The following is a 19727-nucleotide window of genomic DNA, read 5'->3' on the forward strand; positions in this document are numbered from 1 at the left end:
AACTTACCCGGCAGACACAGCCCCGGAGGCGTACTGATCCCACGATGCGGGAACTTTTGTTCAATTTCGGCTACTGAAACGGTGCAGTGCGGACTGCGACGGGGTCAGGACTTGTCGAGGTAGTCGATTCTGTCGGATCGCCACGCCGAACGCATCATCGACGCGATGCCGGGATTGTCGGCCAGAGACGGGTCCCGCGCGAACAACGACCGGGCACAATCCTGGGCGTCGGAAATGATGTCCTCGTCGTCGATGAACGAGAGCAACCGAAGTCCGGTCACCGTGCCCGACTGTGCGGCTCCCAACACGTCACCTTCTCGGCGGGTCGCCAGGTCCAGTTTGGCGAGCTCGAACCCGTCGTTGGTGGCGGCCACAGCCTCGAGCCGAGCGAACGACCCACCGCCCGGGCTGAGCCAGCTGATCATGATGCACAGCCCCTGATGCCCGCCGCGGCCGATTCGCCCACGCAGCTGGTGGAGCTGGCTGACGCCGAAGCGGTCGGCATCCATGATCACCATGACCGTGGCATTGGGTACATCCACGCCCACCTCGACCACCGTCGTGCAGACGAGCACGTCGATCTCACCCGCGTTGAATTCCGACATGGTGATGTCCTTGTCATCACCGGACAGTCGCCCGTGCAGAAGCCCTACACGAAGATCGGCCATCGGACCGGCGGAGAGCGTCTCGTAAAGATCCACGGCAGCCGTGGTCTCCGGCCCGTCCTCCACTTTCGGCGCAGCCTTCTTCGCCGCTCCGCTCTTCTTGCCCGTGTCCGCATCCTCGCCGTCACCGATACGAGAACAGACCACGTAGGCCTGCCGGCCCGCCGCGACCTCCTCGTGAATCCGTTGCCAGGCTCGATCCACCCATCCCGGTTTGGATCTGGCCGGGACGACGTTGCTGACGATCGGCGACCTGCCGCGCGGAAGCTCCGTCAGTACCGACGTCTCCAGGTCCCCCAGTGTCGACATCGCGATCGTGCGCGGAATCGGTGTCGCCGTCATCACGAGGAGGTGCGGGCTGGTGTTTCCACGAGCCTTCGCGCGCAAGGCATCTCGCTGCTCCACACCGAATCTGTGCTGCTCGTCCACGACGACCATCGCGAGGTCGAGAAACTCGACCCGATCCTCGATGAGAGCGTGGGTTCCGATGACGATCCCGGCATCACCTGTCACGGCGTCGAGCAGGGCCGATCGTTTTGCCGCAGTGGACATCGACCCCGTCAGCAGAGCCACCTTGGTGGCCAGCTCGTGCGATCCCAGCTCGCCACCGGCGGCCAGCGTGCCGAGCATCGATCGGATCGATCGCGCATGTTGGGAGGCAAGCACTTCCGTCGGTGCCAACAGTGCGCACTGGTGTCCGGCGTCGATCACCTGCAGCATGGCACGCAACGCGACGATGGTCTTACCCGAGCCGACCTCGCCCTGCAACAGACGCGACATCGGATGCGGGCCCGACAGGTCGTTGGCGATCTCCGCAGCAACCTGGTGCTGACCGACCGTCAACTCGAACGGCAGCCGGCGGTCGAACTCCGCCGCGATGCCGTCGGTGATCGGTGGGCACCGCGCGGCTACCCGGTCGGACGCGTCGCGTCGTCGGTCCGCGAGTACCAATTGAACAGCCAATGCCTCGTCGAACTTCAATCGTTCCCGGGCGGCGTCCTTGTCCGCCGCAGTATCGGGAAAGTGGACCGAACGCAGCGCGGCGTCGATGTCGATGAGGCCACGCTCGCGGCGCACCGATTCCGGCAGCGGATCGACCACGTCGTCCAGCTGGTCGAGTACCTGCCGAACGCAGCGCATGAATGTCCAGCTCTCGACATCTTTCGCCGCGGGATAGATAGGTACGAAGGCGCGGTCGAACACCGACATGTCGACGGCTCCGGACGAATCGACCGAGCCACGCGCCAGGCCGGCCAGCGTGCCACCGCCGACGATGCGACCCGCGGGGACGATGGCCCCGTCGTTGTCGTCGCCCCCGAGGATCACGTAACTGGGGTGGGTGAGGTTCCACCGCCGACCGAAATACTTGACCTTGCCCGAGAACATGCCCCGCCGCCCGGGCACGACCACGTGTTTGAGCTTGTGCGGGCTGAAGAACGTGGCTTCGATCCGCTGCCCGTCGGCCGCAAGGGTGACGGCAAGGAATTGACCGTTGCGGTTCTTCATCGAACGCAGGGTGGCCGATTCCACGGTGGCGACGATGGTGATGTGTTCCCCCTCGGGGGGTTCCTTCTCGCCGAGCTCGGAACCGTGCGTCATGTAGCGATGCGGGTAGTGCCGCAGCAGGTCTTCTACGGTATGGATGCCGAACACCTCGGCCAGCGGTGCCGCAGCCGCCGCTCCGAGGACATCGTCGAGCCGATCCACCAGCGTTGCCATAGTTCCGAGATTCCCTATTCCACTCCGAATTGCACGAGATCCCCGGGCTGCCCGCCCGGGTAGACCACCACGTCGACGCCGGGATGCGCACCCGCCACATAGTCGGCGAGCCGACCTCCGAGATCCGCAGGAGCCAGCGCCCCGAGCAAGACCGTCACCATCTCACCGCCGGTGGCCAACAGCTGGTCCAGCAGTCTGCATCCGGCATCGAGCGGATGCTCGGCAACGATCACCACTTCCTGCCCGGCCAGACCGAGACAGTCACCCGGCTCGCACATGCCGACCCAGGTCAGCGAGCGTTGCTCGGCGATGCGCAACGAACCCCACCTCGTCCCCGCTGCAGCATCGGACATCGCGAACGCATCGTCGACGGCTGCTCTGGCCGCGTCGTGCACTGCAAGCGCAGCCAACCCCTGCACCATCGCCGAGCACGGCAACATCGACACGTCCTTACCGTCGGCCCTGGCCGCAGCACCGACGGCAACGAGCTCCTGAGCGGACAGCGCCCCGTTCGGCAGCACCAGAACCTCGCGGTGCTTCATGCCCACGATGGCGCGATGCAACACCGACGAATCGATGGGCTCGTCGCATCGCACCACCGTCGCACCTTCCTGTACGTAGAGAGCCGCGGCACCGTCACCGGCGACCAGGGCCAAAATATCGCGACCCACCGACATAGCCTCGGGCTCGTGCTCACCGACGTTCGCGTCGACGGAGTACTCGGCCAGTCCGAAACACGAGATGCGTACTCCTCGAATGCTTCCCGCCGCGATCCCGCACTCGACGGCACCGCCCGGGTCGGTGGTGTGCACATGAGCGGAGTACGCCCCGGAGCCGTCTCCGGCAACCACGACCGAATCGCCGAGGTCCGACAGCGCTGCACGCAGCGCTGCCGCGCGGGTGTCGTCGATGCCGGGTACGACGTAGAGAACCTCGTAGCCGAGCGGCCGGGACTGCGAGCGGGTCGCTGCCCCGTCGGAGGCTCCGGGTGCGTTCGAAACACCGACTTCGATCACCCGTTCGTGGTCCTGAGGACGGCGATAGCGTCGCCTCGGCGGGGTGCGGCCGGTCACGACTTCGACCAACGCGTCGAAAATCACAGACAACCCCAGCGCCCCCGCATCCACGACGCCCGCCTCTCGCAACGGTGCGAGTTGGTCCGTCGTGCGATCGAGAGCGCGAGCGGTGGCCTCCGCGATATCGACCACCAGCGTGGCCAGATCGACGTTCGCGTCGTGGGCAGCGGCCTCGTGGGCAGCGGCTTCGAGCACCGTGAGCATGGTGCCCTCGGCGGGGACACTGACCGCGCCCGCCACCAGAACTCGTGCACGCCGCAACATCGCCTGGATCGACACGGTGTCCAGCGGACCGTCGGCTGCGGCCTCACCCACGGCGCGCAGGAGTTGCGAGACGATGACCCCGGAATTTCCTCGCGCGCCCGATACGGCTCCCACCGCCAGAGCCCGTCCGATTGCACCCGCGCCTGCGGCCGGCCCGGCACTGCGCATGGACTCGACCGCAGCGCGGAACGTGAACATCAGGTTGGTGCCGGTATCGGAGTCCGGAATCGGGAAGACGTTCAGTGCGTCGATCTCGTCGCACCGAGCAGTGAGGGAATCCACACAGCGATAGGCCCACCGGCGCAGGCCCGAGGCATCGATGGATTCGAGTACGTCGACCACCTCGAGCGCCTCCCCTGCGTTCCGTCCGTACCTGCGCCCGGGCCCGACGATGTCGGCCGCGGACAGTGCCCGAAGCTTAGTCGGGCAGAATCGTCAGCGCGGCGCGCGTGAGCCGGTACACCTCGTCTGCGGTGGCGGTTTGGTGATTGGGTGGGACGCCGCTATTCTTGCAGGGTTGCCTCGAGGCGATCTTCACGCATTGCAATCCTTGCATCTGCTCGTAGTTCGTTTCGATGTCTTCGACCACATGTAACGCTCAACATCTAACAAGGAGTTCGCGACTATGGCTGCCGTCTGCGACGTATGCGCCAAGGGGCCCGGCTTCGGTAAGTCGGTCTCGCACTCGCACCGACGGACCAACCGTCGTTGGAACCCGAACATTCAGACCGTTCACGCTCAGGTTGCGCCTGGCAACTCCAAGCGCATGAACGTGTGCACCTCCTGCTTGAAGGCAGGCAAGGTGGTTCGGGGCTGATTTCGGCCCCGCTCTTCGATTTCCTCCACGGCCTCGACCGCGTGCGAGAACTGTGCCCCGCATCCACTCGGATGCGGGGCACAGTTGTCTGTCGATGTTCCTGCGCATTCGGGCAAACAGTTGGACGTCCGATAGAGTGCCGAACGTGACTCATTCGGACAGCGAAAGCTCGAGCAAGGTCAGCATCGAAGACGGAGTGCTGCACATCGTCGTCGCCACCGAGGCGGGCGGTTCCTCTCTCGACCTGGACGGCATCACCTCGGGAACGCAGGCACTGCACGAGGTGAACACCGGTGCCACATCTGTAGGAAGCGTCCTGCTCATCGGCCGCGGGCCGAACTTCTGCGCCGGCGGCAATGTGCGCGATTTCGCCGGTGCCGACGATCGCGGTGCCTTCGTCGGGTCCGTCGCAGATACGTTCCATGCGTTCGTTCGCGAACTGGCAGCAGTGACGGTTCCCATCGTCGCTGGTGTACACGGCTGGGCGGCCGGTGCAGGCATGAGCCTGGTGTGTCTCACCGATATCGCCATCGGCGGACCGTCGACCAAGCTTCGACCGGCCTACCCCGCCATCGGGTTCACACCGGACGGTGGCATGTCCTGGACCTTGCCCCGCATCGTCGGATCCGGCCACGCAATGGACATCCTGCTGAACGATTCGATTCTCAACGGTGAGGATGCGGTGCGCCTCGGAATCCTCAGCCGCCTCGTGGGCGACGACTTCGTCGACAGCGAGGCCGAACGACTGGCCCGAACCCTCGCCGTCGGCCCCACCTCGGCGTATCAAGGAATCAAGAAGCTGCTCGCGGCGTCCGACACCGCTACTCTGGCAGAGCAATTGGATGCCGAGGCCGCCTCGATCTCGGCAGCCGCAGTCTCACCTGCAGGAGTGGAAGGCGTCGACGCATTCGTCGAGAAGCGTCGCCCCGATTTTTCCTGAGCCGGTCACGGCAACGTCCAGTCGATCGGTTCGTCTCCGCCCTCGACCAACAATTCGTTGGCGCGACTGAAGGGCTTGGATCCGAAGAATCCCCGTGATGCGGACAGCGGTGACGGATGGGCCGACTCGATGTACGGCACCGAACCCAGCATGGGTTTGAGCGTCGCCGCGTCACGGCCCCAGAGAATCGCCACCAGGCCAGGAGCCCGGGGATCCTCGGCTCTGTCAACAAGAGCACGAATTGCCTGCTCCGTCACCGCTTCCCAGCCCTTCTTGCGGTGCGACGCCGCTGCGGACGGTTCGACCGTGAGCACTCGGTTGAGCAGCATCACACCCTGCTCCGCCCACGGCGTGAGATCACCGTTGCTGGGTGTCGGCAGACCGAGATCGTCCGAATATTCCTTGAAGATGTTGGCCAGACTGCGCGGAACGGGACGCACGTCGGGGGCGACCGAAAAGCTCAGCCCCACTGCATGACCCGGGGTCGGGTACGGGTCCTGGCCGACGATCAGCACCCGAACCCGGTCGAACGGGTACCGAAAAGCACGCAGAACGTTCTCGCCGGCAGGGAGGTAGTGCTTTCCGGCGGCGAGCTCGGCTCGCAGAAAGTCGCCCATCGCAGCAACATTCGTCTCGACCGGAGCCAAGGCACGGGCCCAACCCGGATCTACGCTCTCGGCGAGCGGGCGGGCCGTCACCGGTCGATCCGGCGCAGCGCGTCGCGGTAGTACGCGGCGTTCGCGGAGTACATCTGCACGTTGATGTCGACGTGCCCCTCCGGGACCTCGAAGCCTTCACGGATTTTCGCGGGAACACCGAGCGCCATGCTGCGTTCGGGAACGACGAACTTGAACGGCACCACCGCACCCGCACCCACGATGGAACCGGCCCCGATCCTCGAGCCGTTGAGCACCACGGAACCCGATGCAATGAGGCAGTTGTCGCCGATGGTCGCACCCTCAACATGCGCGTTGTGACCGAGAACGCAACCGGCACCGATCACGGTCGCGTCGATGGGGGTGCAGTGGATGACGGTCCCGTCCTGGATGTTGGTGCCCGCACCGACGGAGATCGTGCCGTAATCGGCTCGGAGCACGGCCGTCGGCCACACCGACGACCCCGCCGCCAAGGTCACCGCTCCGATGACGACTGCATCGGGATGGACATAGGCGTCCGGGTGAATATCGGGTTCGCGGTCGCCGAGCGCGTAGATAGCCATCCTTGCAACTTAGCCGACTCCATCGACCCGGTCGGAGCTCACTCTCGGTCGAAGCTCGACCAACCGGATCTGCCCACGCGGTGGTGCCCGGCGACAGTGACGCCACCGTCGGTTGCATTCGACGCCGGCTCGACGCGGCCGATCACGATCCAGCCCGTCGGAACGGTAGCGAGGCCGGGGAACGTGCCGACGAGAGCATGATCCTCGCCGCCGGTGAGTACCCACTCGAGGGGGTCTACCCCCAACAGCTCTGCAGCCGAACGGACTTCGTCGGCGATCGGAAGACGCTCGGGTTCCAGAACCATCGATACGCCGGACGCGTCGGCGATATGACCCAGGTCGGCCGACAACCCGTCGGACACATCGGTGAGTGATGTCGCGCCTGCTTCGGCGGCCTCGATACCGGCACGGTACGGCGGGGAGGGCACGCGGTGTGCATCGAGAACCGCGTCGTGCCCGGAGCGATCGCCGCCCGCGAGCAACAGAGCGAGTCCGGCCGCGGACCACCCGAGCCGCCCCGCGAACGCGATCACATCACCGACCTGCGCACCCGATCGCAGTACGGGAGCCCTACCCTGTAGGTCACCGAGCGCAGTGATCGAGATCACCAGCTGATCCGATTGCACCACATCACCGCCGACGATCGCCGAACCCGCAGCCGACGCCTCGCGCCACATGCCCTCGTTCAGACCGTCCGTCACGCTCACCGGTGTATCCGCCGGGCAGCCGAGAGCAACCAGGAATGCCGAGCACTGCCCACCCATCGCGGCGATGTCTGCCCCGTTCTGCGCGATCGCCTTCCGGCCTATCTCCACCGGAGTCGACCAATCGAGCCGAAAGTGCCTGCCGTGCACCAACATATCGGTCGTGGCGGCCACCCTGCCGTCGGATGCACTGACGACGGCAGCGTCGTCGCCGGGGCCGACGATGGTCGACGTCGGTTGCACTCGATCGGCGACGGCCCGGGCGATGACGTCGAACTCGCCGATCTGGGCCACCGTCGGTTCGGCGGCGGTGGTCCCCGAAGGGCCGGTGTCGTCGATGATGTTCCTCCCTCAGAGCGCAATTCGGACGTCGGTCTCCCGCGAAACCGGCACCGCGCCTGCGGTACCTTTAGCGGTGCCCGGGCCCGGTCCGGCGCAGCCGGTTTCGTGCTGTGAGTACGCAACCGACTCAACGTACAGTCGACTCAACTTACAGTCGATCGTCCCAGCAAGGAAAGGGACCACCGATGGTGCAAGCCTTCGTTCTCGTTCAGACCGAAGTCGGCCGTGCCACGACCGTTGCGCGGCAGATCGAGTCGGTCGACGGCGTCGTATCCGCAGAAGCTGTGGTCGGACCCTACGACGTCATCGTCAGGGCCGACGGCGCATCCGACACCGAGATCGCGGACATCGTCTCCCGAATTCAGAAGGTCGACGCCATCACGCGCACCCTCACCTGTCCCGTCGCCCCGCAGTCGACCTCGACGGTTCGGTAGCGCATGAATTCTGCCGACCACGACCACGACCACAACCACGACAAAGACAACGGCGACGACGCCGGCACCCGGTCCGAGAATGCAGCAGCGGCCGACGAGAAGCGCCACCCTGCGGTCATAGCCACCGCGATCGCCCTGCCGGTCGCGTTGGTGGTGGGAGTTCTCGTGGCCGCGATAGCGGTGAACAGCTCCCCCGCCCACGATCCGGTAGCGCTGGGACCGGTCGACGCACCCGACGCCGCGAGCGCACAGTGCTCGACCCTCCTCGATGCGCTGCCCGACGAGCTGGGCGACTACAGCCGCGCCGACCTGGCCGACCCGGCACCTGTCGGAGTCCGAGCCTGGGTATCGGCCGAGGAGAACGCCGAGCCGGTCGTGCTTCGCTGCGGGCTGCCTCGCCCTGTCGGATTCGACGTGGCCGCACCACTTCAGGTGATCGACGGCGTCCAGTGGTTCGAGGTGTCCGGCGAGAACGACGGCATCGACGCCAGCACATGGTTCGTCGTCGATCGCGGCACGTACATCGCTCTCACCATTCCCGGCGACTCCGGCCCGACACCTCTGCAGGATGCCTCGTCGGCAGTGTCGGCAGCACTACCCCAGCAGCCCCTCGACCCGGCACCGTTGCAGTAGCGCCGGGTCAGCGCAGGCCGGTACCGCGTGCGAGAGCGGTGTCGATCAGGGTGCTGATCAGGGTCGAGTAGTCGATTCCGCTCTCGGCCCACATCTTGGGGTACATCGAGATCGACGTGAATCCGGGCATCGTGTTGATCTCGTTGATCACCGGGCCTTGCTCGGTGACGAAGAAGTCGACCCGCGCTAATCCTTGGCAGTCCAGTGCGCGGAAGGCCGAGACTGCGAGTTCGCGAATACGATCGCTGATGTCGTCGTCGAGTGCGGCAGGAATGTCGAATTCGCTGACATCGTCGAGGTACTTGGTGTCGAAGTCGTAGAAGGCGTGATCGTCGCTGTCCGCGTCGGGGAGCCGGATCTCGGCGATCGCGCTGGCGCGCACGCTGCCGTCGGGGAATTCGAGTACGCCGCATTCGACCTCGCGGCCGTGGATCATTCCTTCGACGATCACCTTGGGGTCGTGCTCGCGGGCAACGCCGATCGCCGACTGCAGGTGATCCCACGAGGTGATGCGCGAGATTCCGATCGACGATCCGCCTCGCGCGGGCTTGACGAAGGCAGGGAGACCGATGTGGTCGCGTTCGGCTTCGGTCAGGTCATCGGTGCCGCGTCGCAGCACGACCTGCCTGCCGATCGGTAGTCCGTCGGCTCCCAGAAGCTTCTTGGTGAACTCCTTGTCCATGCCTGCGGCACTGGCCAACACTCCGGGACCCACGTACGGGACACCGGCGAGTTCGAGCATTCCCTGCAGGGTGCCGTCCTCGCCGTACGGCCCGTGCAGCACCGGAAACACGACGTCGACCGCAGCCAGGACCTGTCCGGCGTCGCCCTCACCGAGAGCGATCAGCGCGCCTGCGCGTCCCGGATCGGTGCTCAGCGCGAGTGCGGCACCGGACTTGTCCACCGTCGGCAGTACTCGATCCCGAATCGTCAGCGCATCCGGATCACTGGAGCCGAGCACCCAGGCACCGTCGGGGGTGATCCCCACCGGGACCACCTCGTAGGTATCGGGGTCCAGATTCGCGAGCACGCTACCCGCCGAGACACAGGACACCGCGTGCTCACTGCTGCGGCCACCGAAGACGACGGCAACTTTGATTCGGGGAGTACTCACGGTGACAAACCGTACCGCCGTCTCCCCGCGAACGCGGATTCGCCCTGTTAGTGCACACGTCGCGAACGTGACCTCACTCGGGCTTGATTCGACGCCCCAGCAGGTGGCCCACCGCGTCCGGAACCGACATTCCCCCGTGACACACACGGTGCACGGCATCGGTCAACGGCATCTCGACGTCGTAGCTCTCGGCGAGCGCGCGCACCGACGTACAGGACTTGACGCCCTCGGCCACCTGCCCGTGCGCTGCTTCCTGCGCGCTCTCGAGGGAACCTCCCGAACCGAGCCGCTCACCGAACGTACGGTTGCGCGAGAGCGGCGACGAGCAGGTCGCGACCAGATCTCCCACGCCGGCGAGCCCGGACAGCGTCGACGGTGTGGCCCCGAGCGCGACACCGAGCCGGATGATCTCGGCCAGGCCTCGGGTCATGATCGACGCGAGGGTGTTCTCGCCGTAGCCGACTCCGCTGGCCATTCCACAGGCGAGGGCGATGACGTTCTTGCACGCGCCACCGATCTCGGCACCGATGACGTCGGAGTTGGTGTACGGCCTGAAATATCCTGTGGCACAAGCTTTTTGAATCTCGAGCGCTCGTTGCGAGTCGGAACACGCGATGACCGTCGCGGCCGGCTGCCCCTCGGCGATCGGGCGCGCCAGATTCGGCCCGGACAGGCAGGCCACCCGGCTGGGATCGGCCCCGGTCACCTGTGAAATCACCTGACTCATGCGCATGAGCGTTCCGGTCTCTATGCCCTTGGCCAGAGACAGCAGTGTCGCGTGCGGTGCGATCGCATCCGTCCACTCCCCCAGGTTCGCGCGCAGACTCTGCGACGGCACCGCAAGCACCACGATGTCCGCACCGTCGAGGGCGGTCGCCGGATCGCTCGTGGCGCGGATCGACGACGGCAGTTCGATTCCGGGTAGGTAGTCCGCGTTCTCGTGTCGTTCGCTGATCGAGACAGCGAGTTCCTCTCGGCGCGCCCACATGGTGACATCGGTTCCGGCATCGGCCAACACTTTGGCGAATGCGGTACCCCACGACCCGGACCCCAGTACCGCTGCTCTGCTCATGCCGCCAACCTCTCACCTGCTCGCCGATGCCCTGCCTACGCGCGCATCACCCTAACGCGCAGACCTGCCCGGGCGGTCGGAGTCGGCAGACATCGGTGACGCTGGCAGGATCGAACACCATGGGCGCAATTCGAAGCAGCGACGACGACCGCGAGGGTCGGCCGTCCGATGCACTGCGCCGCGCGGTGGGAGTCGTCATCGCGGTCAAGGACCTGACAGCGGCGAAGTCCCGTCTGGCGTCCGAGTTCTCCGGGGCCGACCGGACCCGATTGGTGCTCGCCATGTTCGTCGACACGGTCACCGCGGCCGGTTCGGTGTCGGTGGTCGATTCGGTCACCGTCGTCACACCCGATCCGGTCGTCGCCGACACCGCGCGACAAATCGGTGCCCGGGTGCTGGACGAACCGTCGGCTTCCGGCGCTCGAGATCCCGAAGCCCGTCTCAATGCCGCATTCTCCGCTGCTGCGGCCGCACTGCGAGTCGATCACGCACCACGCGATCGCCACGGGAACCCCGGCGCGGCCCCGGCCGATCGGGTCGACATCGTTGCGCTGCAAGCGGATCTGCCTGCGCTGCGTCCCGCCGAACTCGCGCAGGCGTATGCGACGGCAGTCTCCGGCGGCAGGTCGGTCGTGGTCGACCATCACGGCACCGGAACCGCAGCGCTGATCCTGAAGAATTCTGCCGACGAGCTCGCGCCGCTGTTCGGATCGGATTCCGCACGCCGCCACACCTTGTCGGGAGCGCGACCACTGGACGGCACGTGGCCGGGACTTCGACTCGACGTCGACACCGTCGACGACGTACGTCGGGCTCATCGACTCGGGGTCGGGCCGGAGACGACAGCCGTACTTCGCTCACTCGGTTGGAGCGACGAGGAATCCGCAACCACCGCGTGATTCGGTGGACGTGCGAACAAGTTCGGTCATCGGAGTTTCACCGACGGCGGGTATGGGGGATGATCGTGCTGTGAGCACAGACGACGCGCAGCCAGCGACCGAAGATCCGGCGATCGAGACCGCGGAGAGCAACGGTGCGGACAGCAACGGTGCGGAGCCGGTGTGGAGTGCCCCGGTGACCGCAACGATGCCGAGCATTCCCTCCGCCCTTCCTGCCGCCACTCCGGAATCGGTGGATGCCGCCATGGTGCTTCCCGAAAATCGGTACCTGAACCGGGAATTGAGCTGGCTGGATTTCAACTCCCGTGTTCTCGCGCTCGCAGAGGACTCGTCCCTGCCGCTACTCGAGCGTGCCAAGTTCCTGGCCATCTACGCGTCCAATCTGGACGAGTTCTACATGGTTCGTGTCGCAGGGCTCAAACGCCGCGACGAGACCGGACTGTCGGTTCGATCGGCCGATGGCATGACCCCGCGCGAGCAGCTCGCGGTCATCGGGCAGCGCACTCAGGAGCTCGCTCTCAAACACGCCCGAGTACTGCTCGATTCGATCCTGCCCGAGCTCACGGCCGAGGGCATCGCAATCATCCGGTGGTCCGATCTCGACAGCGACGAGCGTGCGCGTCTGTCCGACTATTTCACCGAACAGGTCTTCCCGGTCCTCACCCCGCTGGCCGTCGACCCGGCGCACCCCTTCCCGTACATCAGCGGCCTGAGCCTGAATCTCGCTGTGACGGTGAAGGATTACTCCACAACCGGCGAGCACTTCGCCCGTGTGAAGGTACCCGACAACGTCGACCGATTCGTGCGCGTCAAGCGCGGTGAGGGGAGCCATCGCATCGACGCCTTCCTGTCGATGGAGGAATTGATCTCGGCGCACCTCGACGTGTTGTTCCCCGGCATGGAGGTGGTCGAGAGCCACGCGTTCCGCATTACTCGCAACGCCGATTTCGAGGTCGAAGAGGACCGCGACGAGGATCTTTTGCAGGCACTCGAACGAGAGCTGGCGCGTAGGCGTTTCGGTTCTCCCGTCCGCCTCGAGATCGCCGACGACATGACCGAGCACATGCTCGAACTGTTGCTACGCGAACTCGACGTCGATCCGGGCGACGTCATTCAGGTTCCCGGTCTGCTCGATCTGTCGTGCCTGTGGCAGGTCTACAGCGTCGACCGCCCCAATCTCAAGGACGCTCCCTTCGTCCCGGCAACACATCCCGCGTTCGGTGAGCGCGAAACCCCGAAGAGCGTGTTCTCGACGCTGCGCGACGGCGACGTTCTGGTGCATCACCCGTACGACTCGTTCTCCACCAGCGTGCAGCGCTTCATCGAACAGGCTGCGGCCGATCCGCAGGTCCTCGCGATCAAGCAAACTCTGTACCGCACCTCGGGTGACTCGCCGATCGTCAACGCACTCGTCGACGCGGCCGGGGCCGGCAAGCAGGTGGTTGCACTCGTCGAGATCAAGGCACGTTTCGACGAGCAGGCGAACATCGAGTGGGCACGCAAGCTCGAAAAGGCCGGGGTGCACGTGGTCTACGGCCTCGTCGGGTTGAAGACTCACTGCAAGACCTGCCTCGTCGTCCGCCGAGAAGGATCGGTCATCCGCCGGTACTGCCATATCGGCACGGGCAACTACAACCCGAAGACGGCGCGTATCTACGAGGACGTCGGGTTGCTCACGTCGTCGCCCGAGATCGGTGCGGACCTCACCGACCTGTTCAACTCGCTCACCGGATACTCGCGAAAGTCCAAGTACCGCAATCTTCTCGTGGCCCCGTACGGCGTGCGACGCGGCATCGTCGAGCGCATCGAAGCGGAAGTCGAGCACCTCAAGGCGGGTCGCGCAGCCGGAATTCGCCTCAAGGCCAACGCTCTTGTCGACGAGCAGGTGATCGACGCTCTGTACCGCGCATCGGTCGCCGGGGTCCCCGTCAAGGTGGTCGTACGCGGGATCTGCGCGCTCAAGCCGGGCGTACCGGGCCTGTCGGAGAACATCGAAGTTCGGTCCATTCTCGGCAGGTTCCTCGAACACTCACGGGTTCTGCATTTCCAGGGTGCCGACGAATTCTGGATCGGCAGCGCCGACATGATGCACCGGAACCTCGACCGGCGAGTGGAAGTGATGGCCCAGGTCAAGGATCCGAAGCTGACCAAGCAACTCGGTGACATCTTCGACTCGGCTCTCGACCCCACCACCCGCTGCTGGGAACTGGGGCCGGACGGTGGCTGGGTCGCGTCGCCTGCGCAAGGCGAAAGTGTCCGAGAACACCAGGTGGAATTGATGCGCAGCCGGAGGAATCAGGCGTCCTGATGGGCACTTCCGATGGCTCCCCCCGCGCCAACATCTTCGCGGCCGGATCGATTCTGTGGCGACGATCGCCGGAGAACGACTCGGTGGTGGAAGTAGCTCTGGTACACAGGCCGAAGTACGACGACTGGTCTTTTCCCAAGGGAAAGCTCGATCCCGGGGAGACAGCGGTCGACGCGGCTGTCCGAGAAGTCAAGGAGGAGACGGGTTTCGACTCGACTCTCGGACGGTCGCTGTCCTACGTCACCTACCCGATTCCCGGCCACCGTCGCATGAAGAAGGTGCTCTACTGGGCTGCCGAGGCAACCGGCGGAGAATTCGTCCCGAACGACGAAGTGGACGAACTCCGTTGGATCGCACCCGACAAGATCGGCGGCGAACTCTCGTATCCCATGGACCACAAGATTCTTCGACGATTCGTCGCCAAGCCGGCCGCTACGTCCACCGTGCTGCTGGTCCGGCACGGCAGTGCCGGCTCGCGGTCGCGATACAAGGGCAACGACGCCGATCGCCCCCTCGACAAGACCGGTAGACGTCAGGCCGAGGCACTGGTCTCACTGCTGGGCGCGTTCGGCGGTGACTCGGTGTATGCGGCCGACCGCGTCCGGTGCGAACAGACGGTCGCGCCGTTTGCCGAATCGCTGGGCGTACAGGTCGAACCGGAGCATCTGCTGTCCGAGGAGGGGTACGCCGAGGACCCCCGAAAGGGCCGCCACCGGGCTCGCGACATCGCCGAGACCATGAGCACACCGGTGATCTGCAGCCAAGGCAAGGTGATCCCCGACCTCATGCGATGGTGGGCCGACAAGGACGGCATCACGTTGCCTGCCAACAGAAATCGAAAAGGGAGCGTGTGGGTGCTCTCGCGCCACGAGGGTCGGCTCGTCGCGGCCGACCACATCGCCAGCCCACTACCGAACCTGGTCGCCGACGACTGAGTTGCATCCGAGGATCCTCGGATCACGAACACAGCAGAAGGCCCCGACCGAAATTTCGGTCGGGGCCTTCTGTGGAGTGCGAGAACGCCCCGGTCCTGGATGACCGGTGCCGGTCGAGCGCTACTTCTTTGCAGCGCGCTTCGCGGGTGCCTTCTTGGCCGGAGCTTTCTTGGCGGGGGCCTTCTTGGCGACGGTCTTCTTGGCCGCTGTCTTGGCCGGAGCCTTCTTGGCAGGGGCCGTAGTGGTTGCGGCCTTGCGTGCGGTCGTCTTGGCCGGAGCCTTCTTGGCAGCAGCCGTCGTGGTCTTGCGTGCGGTTGTCTTTGCGGGAGCTGCCTTCTTGGCGGCGGTCTTTGCGGGAGCTGCCTTCTTGGCGGCAGTCTTCGCCGGAGCCGCCTTCTTGGCTGCCGCGGTGGTGGCCTTGCGGGCGGTCGTCTTCACCGCTGCCTTCTTGGCGGCGGTCTTCTTCGCTGCCGCAGTCTTCTTGGCCGGAGCTGCTGCCGAACCGCGCTTGACGGCAGGTCCGGTTGCGGGCAGCTTCTGTCCACCGGCGATGACGGCCTTGAACTGCGCGCCTGGACGGAATGCCGGTACGTTGGTCGGCTTGACGCGAACGGTCTCACCGGTGCGGGGGTTACGGGCGACACGCGCCGCGCGACGACGCTGCTCGAACACGCCGAAGCCCGTAATCGTGACACTTTCGCCGCGGTGGACCGCGCGCACGATGGTGTCGACGATGTTCTCGACAGCCTCTGTGGCGCTCCGCCTGTCAGACCCCAACTTCTCGGTCAGGGCGTCAATCAGCTCTGCCTTGTTCATGGATTTCCTCCGCTATATTGTGGCCCATCGTCGGACCGACTACTACAACGGTAAACCCCAAGTCGTCAAGAGTCTATGCGCCACGCCAATTTTCATTTCGGTGTCGCGGAATGCTTCACGGCCGCAAAGCGTGTCGGACCCCCCGTCCGTCAGCTTTTCGAAGGCTCCTCGATCCTTGCCGGAAGGGTGAGGGGTTTGTATGAAGGCCTTGACTTTTCGTACTCCGTAATGGCCTCTACCTGGCGTAATGTCAGTCCGATGTCGTCCAGACCCTCCAGCAGACGCCACCGCGTGTAGTCGTCAATCGCGAAGCGCACCACCAAGGTTCCAGCCGTGACCGTCTTGTCGACGAGGTCCACGACGAGCTCCAGACCGGGCTGTTCTTCTAAGGCTTTCCACAGCAATTCGACGTCCGATTGCTCCACCTCGGCCGCCACCAAGCCGGCCTTGCCCATGTTTCCGCGGAAGATATCGGCGAATCTGGATGCGATGACGACCCTGAAACCGAAGTCCGACAGCGCCCAGACAGCGTGCTCGCGTGACGATCCCGTGCCGAAGTCCGGCCCGGCCACGAGAACCGATCCGCGGTCGTAGGGCGCGAGGTTCAAGATGAAGTTCGGATCGGATCGCCAACCGGCGAACAATCCGTCCTCGAATCCGGTGCGAGTCACGCGCTTGAGATAGACCGCCGGAATGATCTGGTCGGTGTCGACATTGGACCGCCGGAGCGGAACGCCGATGCCTTTGTGTCGAGTGAAAGCTTCCATCGAAATTTCTCCTGTGAGTTCGATCGATCCGGTCGGAGGGCTCGCTGCTACGCGAGATCCGCCGGAGAGGACAGGGTTCCGCGAACTGCAGTGGCCGCCGCAACCAGAGGCGACACGAGGTGAGTGCGACCACCCTTGCCCTGACGCCCCTCGAAATTGCGGTTGGACGTGGATGCCGAACGCTCTCCCGAGGTGAGCTGATCGGGGTTCATTCCCAGACACATCGAGCAGCCGGCCTGCCGCCACTCGGCCCCTGCTGCGGTGAAGATCTCACCGAGCCCTTCCTCTTCGGCCTGCGCGCGCACCCGCATCGACCCGGGTACCACCAGCATTCGCACGCCGTCTGCGACGCGGCGGCCCTCGAGGACGGACGCCACCGCACGCAGATCCTCGATGCGGCCGTTCGTGCAGGAGCCGACGAACACGGTGTCGACGGAGATCTCGCGGATCGGTGTACCGGCTTCGAGACCCATGTACTGCAAGGCCTTCTGGGCCGATACGCGCTCGCCCTCGTCGAGCATTGCCTCGGGATCGGGCACGGCATCTCCCAACGGAGCACCTTGACCCGGGTTCGTTCCCCAGGTGACGAACGGCGTCAGAGTGCTCGCATCGATGTGTACCTCGTTGTCGAACACCGCATCCGGGTCGGTTGCCAGTTCGTTCCAGGCGGCCACCGCCGCATCCCACTCCGCCCCCTGGGGCGCATGCGGCCGTCCCTTCAGGTATTCGTACGTGATCTCGTCGGGTGCGATCATGCCTGCGCGCGCCCCGGCCTCGATCGACATGTTGCAGATGGTCATTCGGGCTTCCATCGACAACTTGCGGATGGCCTCACCGCGATATTCGAGCACGTATCCCTGACCGCCGCCGGTACCGATCTTGGCGATCACCGCGAGAATCAGATCCTTGCTCGTCACACCGGGAGCCAGTTCTCCGTCGACGGTGATGGCCATGGTCTTGAACGGTCGCAGAGACAGAGTCTGGGTGGCCATCACATGCTCGACCTCGCTGGTGCCGATTCCCATTGCGATCGAACCGAATGCACCGTGCGTCGAGGTGTGGCTGTCTCCGCACACGATGGTCATACCCGGCTGGGTCAGACCGAGCTGCGGGCCGATGATGTGGACGATGCCCTGATCGAGATCTCCCATCGGGTACAACCGAACTCCGAATTCCTCGCAGTTGCGGCGAAGAGTATCGACCTGGGTGCGTGAGACGAGATCTGCGATCGGCGCGAAGATGTCGGCCGTCGGGACGTTGTGGTCCTCCGTTGCGATCGTCAGGTCCGGGCGACGAAGCTCGCGGCCGGCCAAACGCAGACCGTCGAATGCCTGGGGGCTGGTGACCTCGTGTACGAGGTGCAGATCGATGTAGATCAGATCCGGCTCACGTGCACCGCCTTCTCCCCCACCGGGGACGACCACATGTTGGTCCCACACCTTCTCCGCCAGCGTCTTCGGCGCTTGTGCTACGGACGCATCGGATTTCGTCGTTTCGGACATCGCTGTCGCAGACCTCGTCTTCCCTGTCGTCGCGCCGGCGGACGGGCTGGTCCACCTCGCGTGATCGTCTCGACATCGTCCCCCGCGGCACGCTGGACTTCTCGCGGTTGTGCAATCTCAGCATTCGGGAGGCTAATATCGTTCTATGAGACAGCATAGCCTGAGCGGCGCCGTCGACAAATCGAGCGGTATCGGTGTCCTCGACAAGGCCATGGCCGTGTTGCATGCAGTGGCCGAGACACCCTGCACTCTCAACGACCTGTGTGCCCGCACAGCGCTCCCCCGCGCCACTGCGCATCGGCTCGCGGTCGGACTCGAAACCCACCGCCTCCTCGTGCGCGATTCCGACGGATTGTGGCGCACCGGTCCGGGGCTGGGGGAATTGGCGGCGAGCGCGTCGGATGCGCTGCTCGACGCCGCAGCATCGGTACTGCCTCGGCTTCGCGAAATCACCGGAGAGAGCGTGCAGATCTACCGCCGCGAGGGGACCGTTCGCGTCTGTGTCGCATCCATGGAGCCCCCGACCGGTCTCCGAGATACCGTGCTCGTCGGGGCCCGGCTACCCATGACAGCCGGCTCCGGTGCGAAAGTTCTTCTGGCGTGGGCAGATTCGCAGACTCAACGCACAGTGCTGCCGGACGCCGAATTCGGCGAACGGGTGCTGCTGGAGATCCGCAGGCGAGGGTGGGCGCAAAGCGCAGGTGAACGTGAGCCGGGGGTCGCGAGCGTCTCGGCTCCCGTTCGCGACTGCAACGACACTGTCGTGGCGGCGATCTCGGTGTCCGGCCCGATCGACCGCATCGGACGCAAGCCGGGCGCACGCTGGGCGGCAGACCTGCTCGCCGCCGCCGACGCGCTGCACAAGCGCCTCTGAGCGCCGAACCGAGGCCGATCGAGCGGCACCCCACCAAAAACCGGCTGAAGAGGCCGCAGAAGTGGAGTACGTTCGTCTCGAACGGCCCACCCGGCCGGTCGCCGACTGCAAGGAGTGCCCCATGTCAGAATCCGGCAGCGAAGAGTTGAAGAAGAAGTTCCGCGAGGTTCTCGAACAGAAGAACAGCAAGTCGCACAATTCCGTCGACCACAAGGACGGTGGCCCCAAGGTGAACAATGTCCACGGTCCGGCCGATCACCAGAAGATGTTCCGCCGCAAGAGCGTCTGACGCGAAGCGACACCACCGCACGACAGCAACGACGGTCACACCGAAACGACAGAACCCCCTCGATCCGGAGATCGAGGGGGTTCTGTCTTCGTAGCCCCGACGGGATTCGAACCCGCGCTACCGCCTTGAGAGGGCGGCGTCCTAGGCCGCTAGACGACGGGGCCAGGAACTTCACCTGCATTGTTGACGCTGTATCGAACACGTGATGCTGAGGTAGCTTAACTGCCTCGGCATCGGCGGCAAAATCGCCGCTCACCTGCTCGCTGGGGTACCAGGACTCGAACCTAGAATGGCGGTACCAGAAACCGCTGTGTTGCCAATTACACCATACCCCAATG

Annotated in this window: 19 protein-coding genes and 2 tRNA genes; 9 read left to right on the forward strand and 12 right to left on the reverse strand. The window is 65.1% G+C overall.

Annotated features, from left to right (window positions below; all coding sequences use genetic code 11):
* Positions 1–104: 104 nt before the first annotated feature.
* Both recG and JLZ96_RS02995 read right to left on the reverse strand, forming a co-directional pair.
* Positions 105–2384 (reverse strand): ATP-dependent DNA helicase RecG, encoded by a 2280-nt coding sequence (recG, locus tag JLZ96_RS02990; RefSeq protein WP_032372635.1) that lies wholly within the window; start codon positions 2382–2384, stop codon positions 105–107.
* Between the two features lie 14 nt (positions 2385–2398).
* Positions 2399–4066: a DAK2 domain-containing protein gene (locus JLZ96_RS02995; RefSeq protein ID WP_032366388.1), complete on the reverse strand. Its 1668-nt coding sequence runs from the start codon at positions 4064–4066 to the stop codon at positions 2399–2401.
* A gap of 283 nt (positions 4067–4349) precedes the next feature.
* Between JLZ96_RS02995 and rpmB the strand changes: the two genes are divergently transcribed.
* Together rpmB and JLZ96_RS03005 are read left to right on the forward strand one after the other, a co-directional pair.
* Positions 4350–4541, forward strand: a complete 192-nt coding sequence (rpmB, locus tag JLZ96_RS03000) for a 50S ribosomal protein L28 (RefSeq protein WP_008717389.1) — start codon at positions 4350–4352, stop codon at positions 4539–4541.
* 145 nt (positions 4542–4686) lie between these two features.
* On the forward strand, positions 4687–5481 hold the full coding sequence (locus JLZ96_RS03005) for an enoyl-CoA hydratase/isomerase family protein (protein WP_230073411.1): 795 nt from the start codon (positions 4687–4689) through the stop codon (positions 5479–5481).
* Positions 5482–5486: 5 nt separating this feature from the next.
* Here the strand turns inward: JLZ96_RS03005 and JLZ96_RS03010 are convergent, their stop codons facing one another.
* Genes JLZ96_RS03010 through JLZ96_RS03020 form a run of 3 tightly spaced genes read right to left on the reverse strand, consistent with a single transcriptional unit; the run spans position 5487 to position 7698 of the window.
* Entirely contained in the window at positions 5487–6179 is a 693-nt protein-coding gene (locus JLZ96_RS03010) for a uracil-DNA glycosylase (protein ID WP_045841868.1), read from the reverse strand.
* Complete coding sequence (locus JLZ96_RS03015) at positions 6176–6700, reverse strand: gamma carbonic anhydrase family protein (protein ID WP_032366386.1); 525 nt, start codon at positions 6698–6700, stop codon at positions 6176–6178. The genes JLZ96_RS03010 and JLZ96_RS03015 overlap by 4 nt, the downstream gene beginning before the upstream one ends.
* A gap of 38 nt (positions 6701–6738) precedes the next feature.
* Positions 6739–7698 (reverse strand): thiamine-phosphate kinase, encoded by a 960-nt coding sequence (locus tag JLZ96_RS03020; RefSeq protein WP_374758023.1) that lies wholly within the window; start codon positions 7696–7698, stop codon positions 6739–6741.
* Between the two features lie 233 nt (positions 7699–7931).
* Between JLZ96_RS03020 and JLZ96_RS03025 the strand changes: the two genes are divergently transcribed.
* On the forward strand, positions 7932–8180 hold the full coding sequence (locus JLZ96_RS03025) for an Lrp/AsnC ligand binding domain-containing protein (RefSeq protein ID WP_032366384.1): 249 nt from the start codon (positions 7932–7934) through the stop codon (positions 8178–8180).
* A gap of 3 nt (positions 8181–8183) precedes the next feature.
* Positions 8184–8813, forward strand: a complete 630-nt coding sequence (locus JLZ96_RS03030) for a DUF3515 domain-containing protein (protein ID WP_201009480.1) — start codon at positions 8184–8186, stop codon at positions 8811–8813.
* 7 nt (positions 8814–8820) lie between these two features.
* On the opposite strand, the gene JLZ96_RS03035 is transcribed toward JLZ96_RS03030, so the two are convergent.
* Together JLZ96_RS03035 and JLZ96_RS03040 are read right to left on the reverse strand one after the other, a co-directional pair.
* Entirely contained in the window at positions 8821–9927 is a 1107-nt protein-coding gene (locus JLZ96_RS03035; protein ID WP_236253819.1) for a D-alanine--D-alanine ligase family protein, read from the reverse strand.
* A 73-nt stretch (positions 9928–10000) separates the two neighbouring features.
* On the reverse strand, positions 10001–10999 hold the full coding sequence (locus JLZ96_RS03040; RefSeq protein WP_201009482.1) for an NAD(P)H-dependent glycerol-3-phosphate dehydrogenase: 999 nt from the start codon (positions 10997–10999) through the stop codon (positions 10001–10003).
* A 101-nt stretch (positions 11000–11100) separates the two neighbouring features.
* Between JLZ96_RS03040 and cofC the strand changes: the two genes are divergently transcribed.
* From cofC to JLZ96_RS03055, 3 genes are all read left to right on the forward strand, one after another.
* Positions 11101–11898, forward strand: coding sequence for a 2-phospho-L-lactate guanylyltransferase (gene cofC / locus JLZ96_RS03045; RefSeq protein WP_174557266.1), 798 nt, complete (start codon positions 11101–11103; stop codon positions 11896–11898).
* 187 nt (positions 11899–12085) lie between these two features.
* Entirely contained in the window at positions 12086–14206 is a 2121-nt protein-coding gene (locus JLZ96_RS03050) for an RNA degradosome polyphosphate kinase (protein WP_228139401.1), read from the forward strand.
* Positions 14206–15141 carry an NUDIX hydrolase gene (locus JLZ96_RS03055; RefSeq protein ID WP_032407046.1) on the forward strand — a complete coding sequence of 312 codons (936 nt, stop codon included), beginning with the start codon at positions 14206–14208 and terminating at the stop codon, positions 15139–15141. Before JLZ96_RS03050 ends, JLZ96_RS03055 begins: the two co-directional genes overlap by 1 nt.
* Positions 15142–15261: 120 nt before the next feature.
* On the opposite strand, the gene JLZ96_RS03060 is transcribed toward JLZ96_RS03055, so the two are convergent.
* The 3 genes from JLZ96_RS03060 to leuC all read right to left on the reverse strand — a co-directional run bounded on the left by JLZ96_RS03060 (position 15262) and on the right by leuC (position 18226).
* The gene (locus JLZ96_RS03060; RefSeq protein WP_027496655.1) at positions 15262–15957 is read right to left on the reverse strand and encodes an HU family DNA-binding protein; all 696 of its coding nucleotides are present in this window, start codon (positions 15955–15957) and stop codon (positions 15262–15264) included.
* A 149-nt stretch (positions 15958–16106) separates the two neighbouring features.
* Entirely contained in the window at positions 16107–16724 is a 618-nt protein-coding gene (gene leuD / locus JLZ96_RS03065) for a 3-isopropylmalate dehydratase small subunit (RefSeq protein WP_032366380.1), read from the reverse strand.
* Positions 16725–16771: 47 nt separating this feature from the next.
* Positions 16772–18226: a 3-isopropylmalate dehydratase large subunit gene (gene leuC / locus JLZ96_RS03070; RefSeq protein WP_032366379.1), complete on the reverse strand. Its 1455-nt coding sequence runs from the start codon at positions 18224–18226 to the stop codon at positions 16772–16774.
* A 145-nt stretch (positions 18227–18371) separates the two neighbouring features.
* Here leuC and JLZ96_RS03075 point away from each other — a divergent pair, with 145 nt between their 5' ends.
* A complete protein-coding gene (locus JLZ96_RS03075; protein WP_201009483.1) occupies positions 18372–19100 on the forward strand; it encodes an IclR family transcriptional regulator in 729 nt (242 codons plus the stop codon).
* A 121-nt stretch (positions 19101–19221) separates the two neighbouring features.
* Positions 19222–19389, forward strand: coding sequence for a DUF5302 domain-containing protein (locus tag JLZ96_RS03080; RefSeq protein WP_157889886.1), 168 nt, complete (start codon positions 19222–19224; stop codon positions 19387–19389).
* Between the two features lie 91 nt (positions 19390–19480).
* On the opposite strand, the gene JLZ96_RS03085 is transcribed toward JLZ96_RS03080, so the two are convergent.
* Positions 19481–19553, reverse strand: a tRNA-Glu gene (locus JLZ96_RS03085).
* A gap of 99 nt (positions 19554–19652) precedes the next feature.
* Positions 19653–19724, reverse strand: a tRNA-Gln gene (locus tag JLZ96_RS03090).
* Positions 19725–19727: the final 3 nt, after the last annotated feature.

This window comes from Rhodococcus sp. NKCM2511 (genome assembly GCF_014905595.1).
GTDB lineage: Bacteria > Actinomycetota > Actinomycetes > Mycobacteriales > Mycobacteriaceae > Rhodococcoides > Rhodococcoides fascians.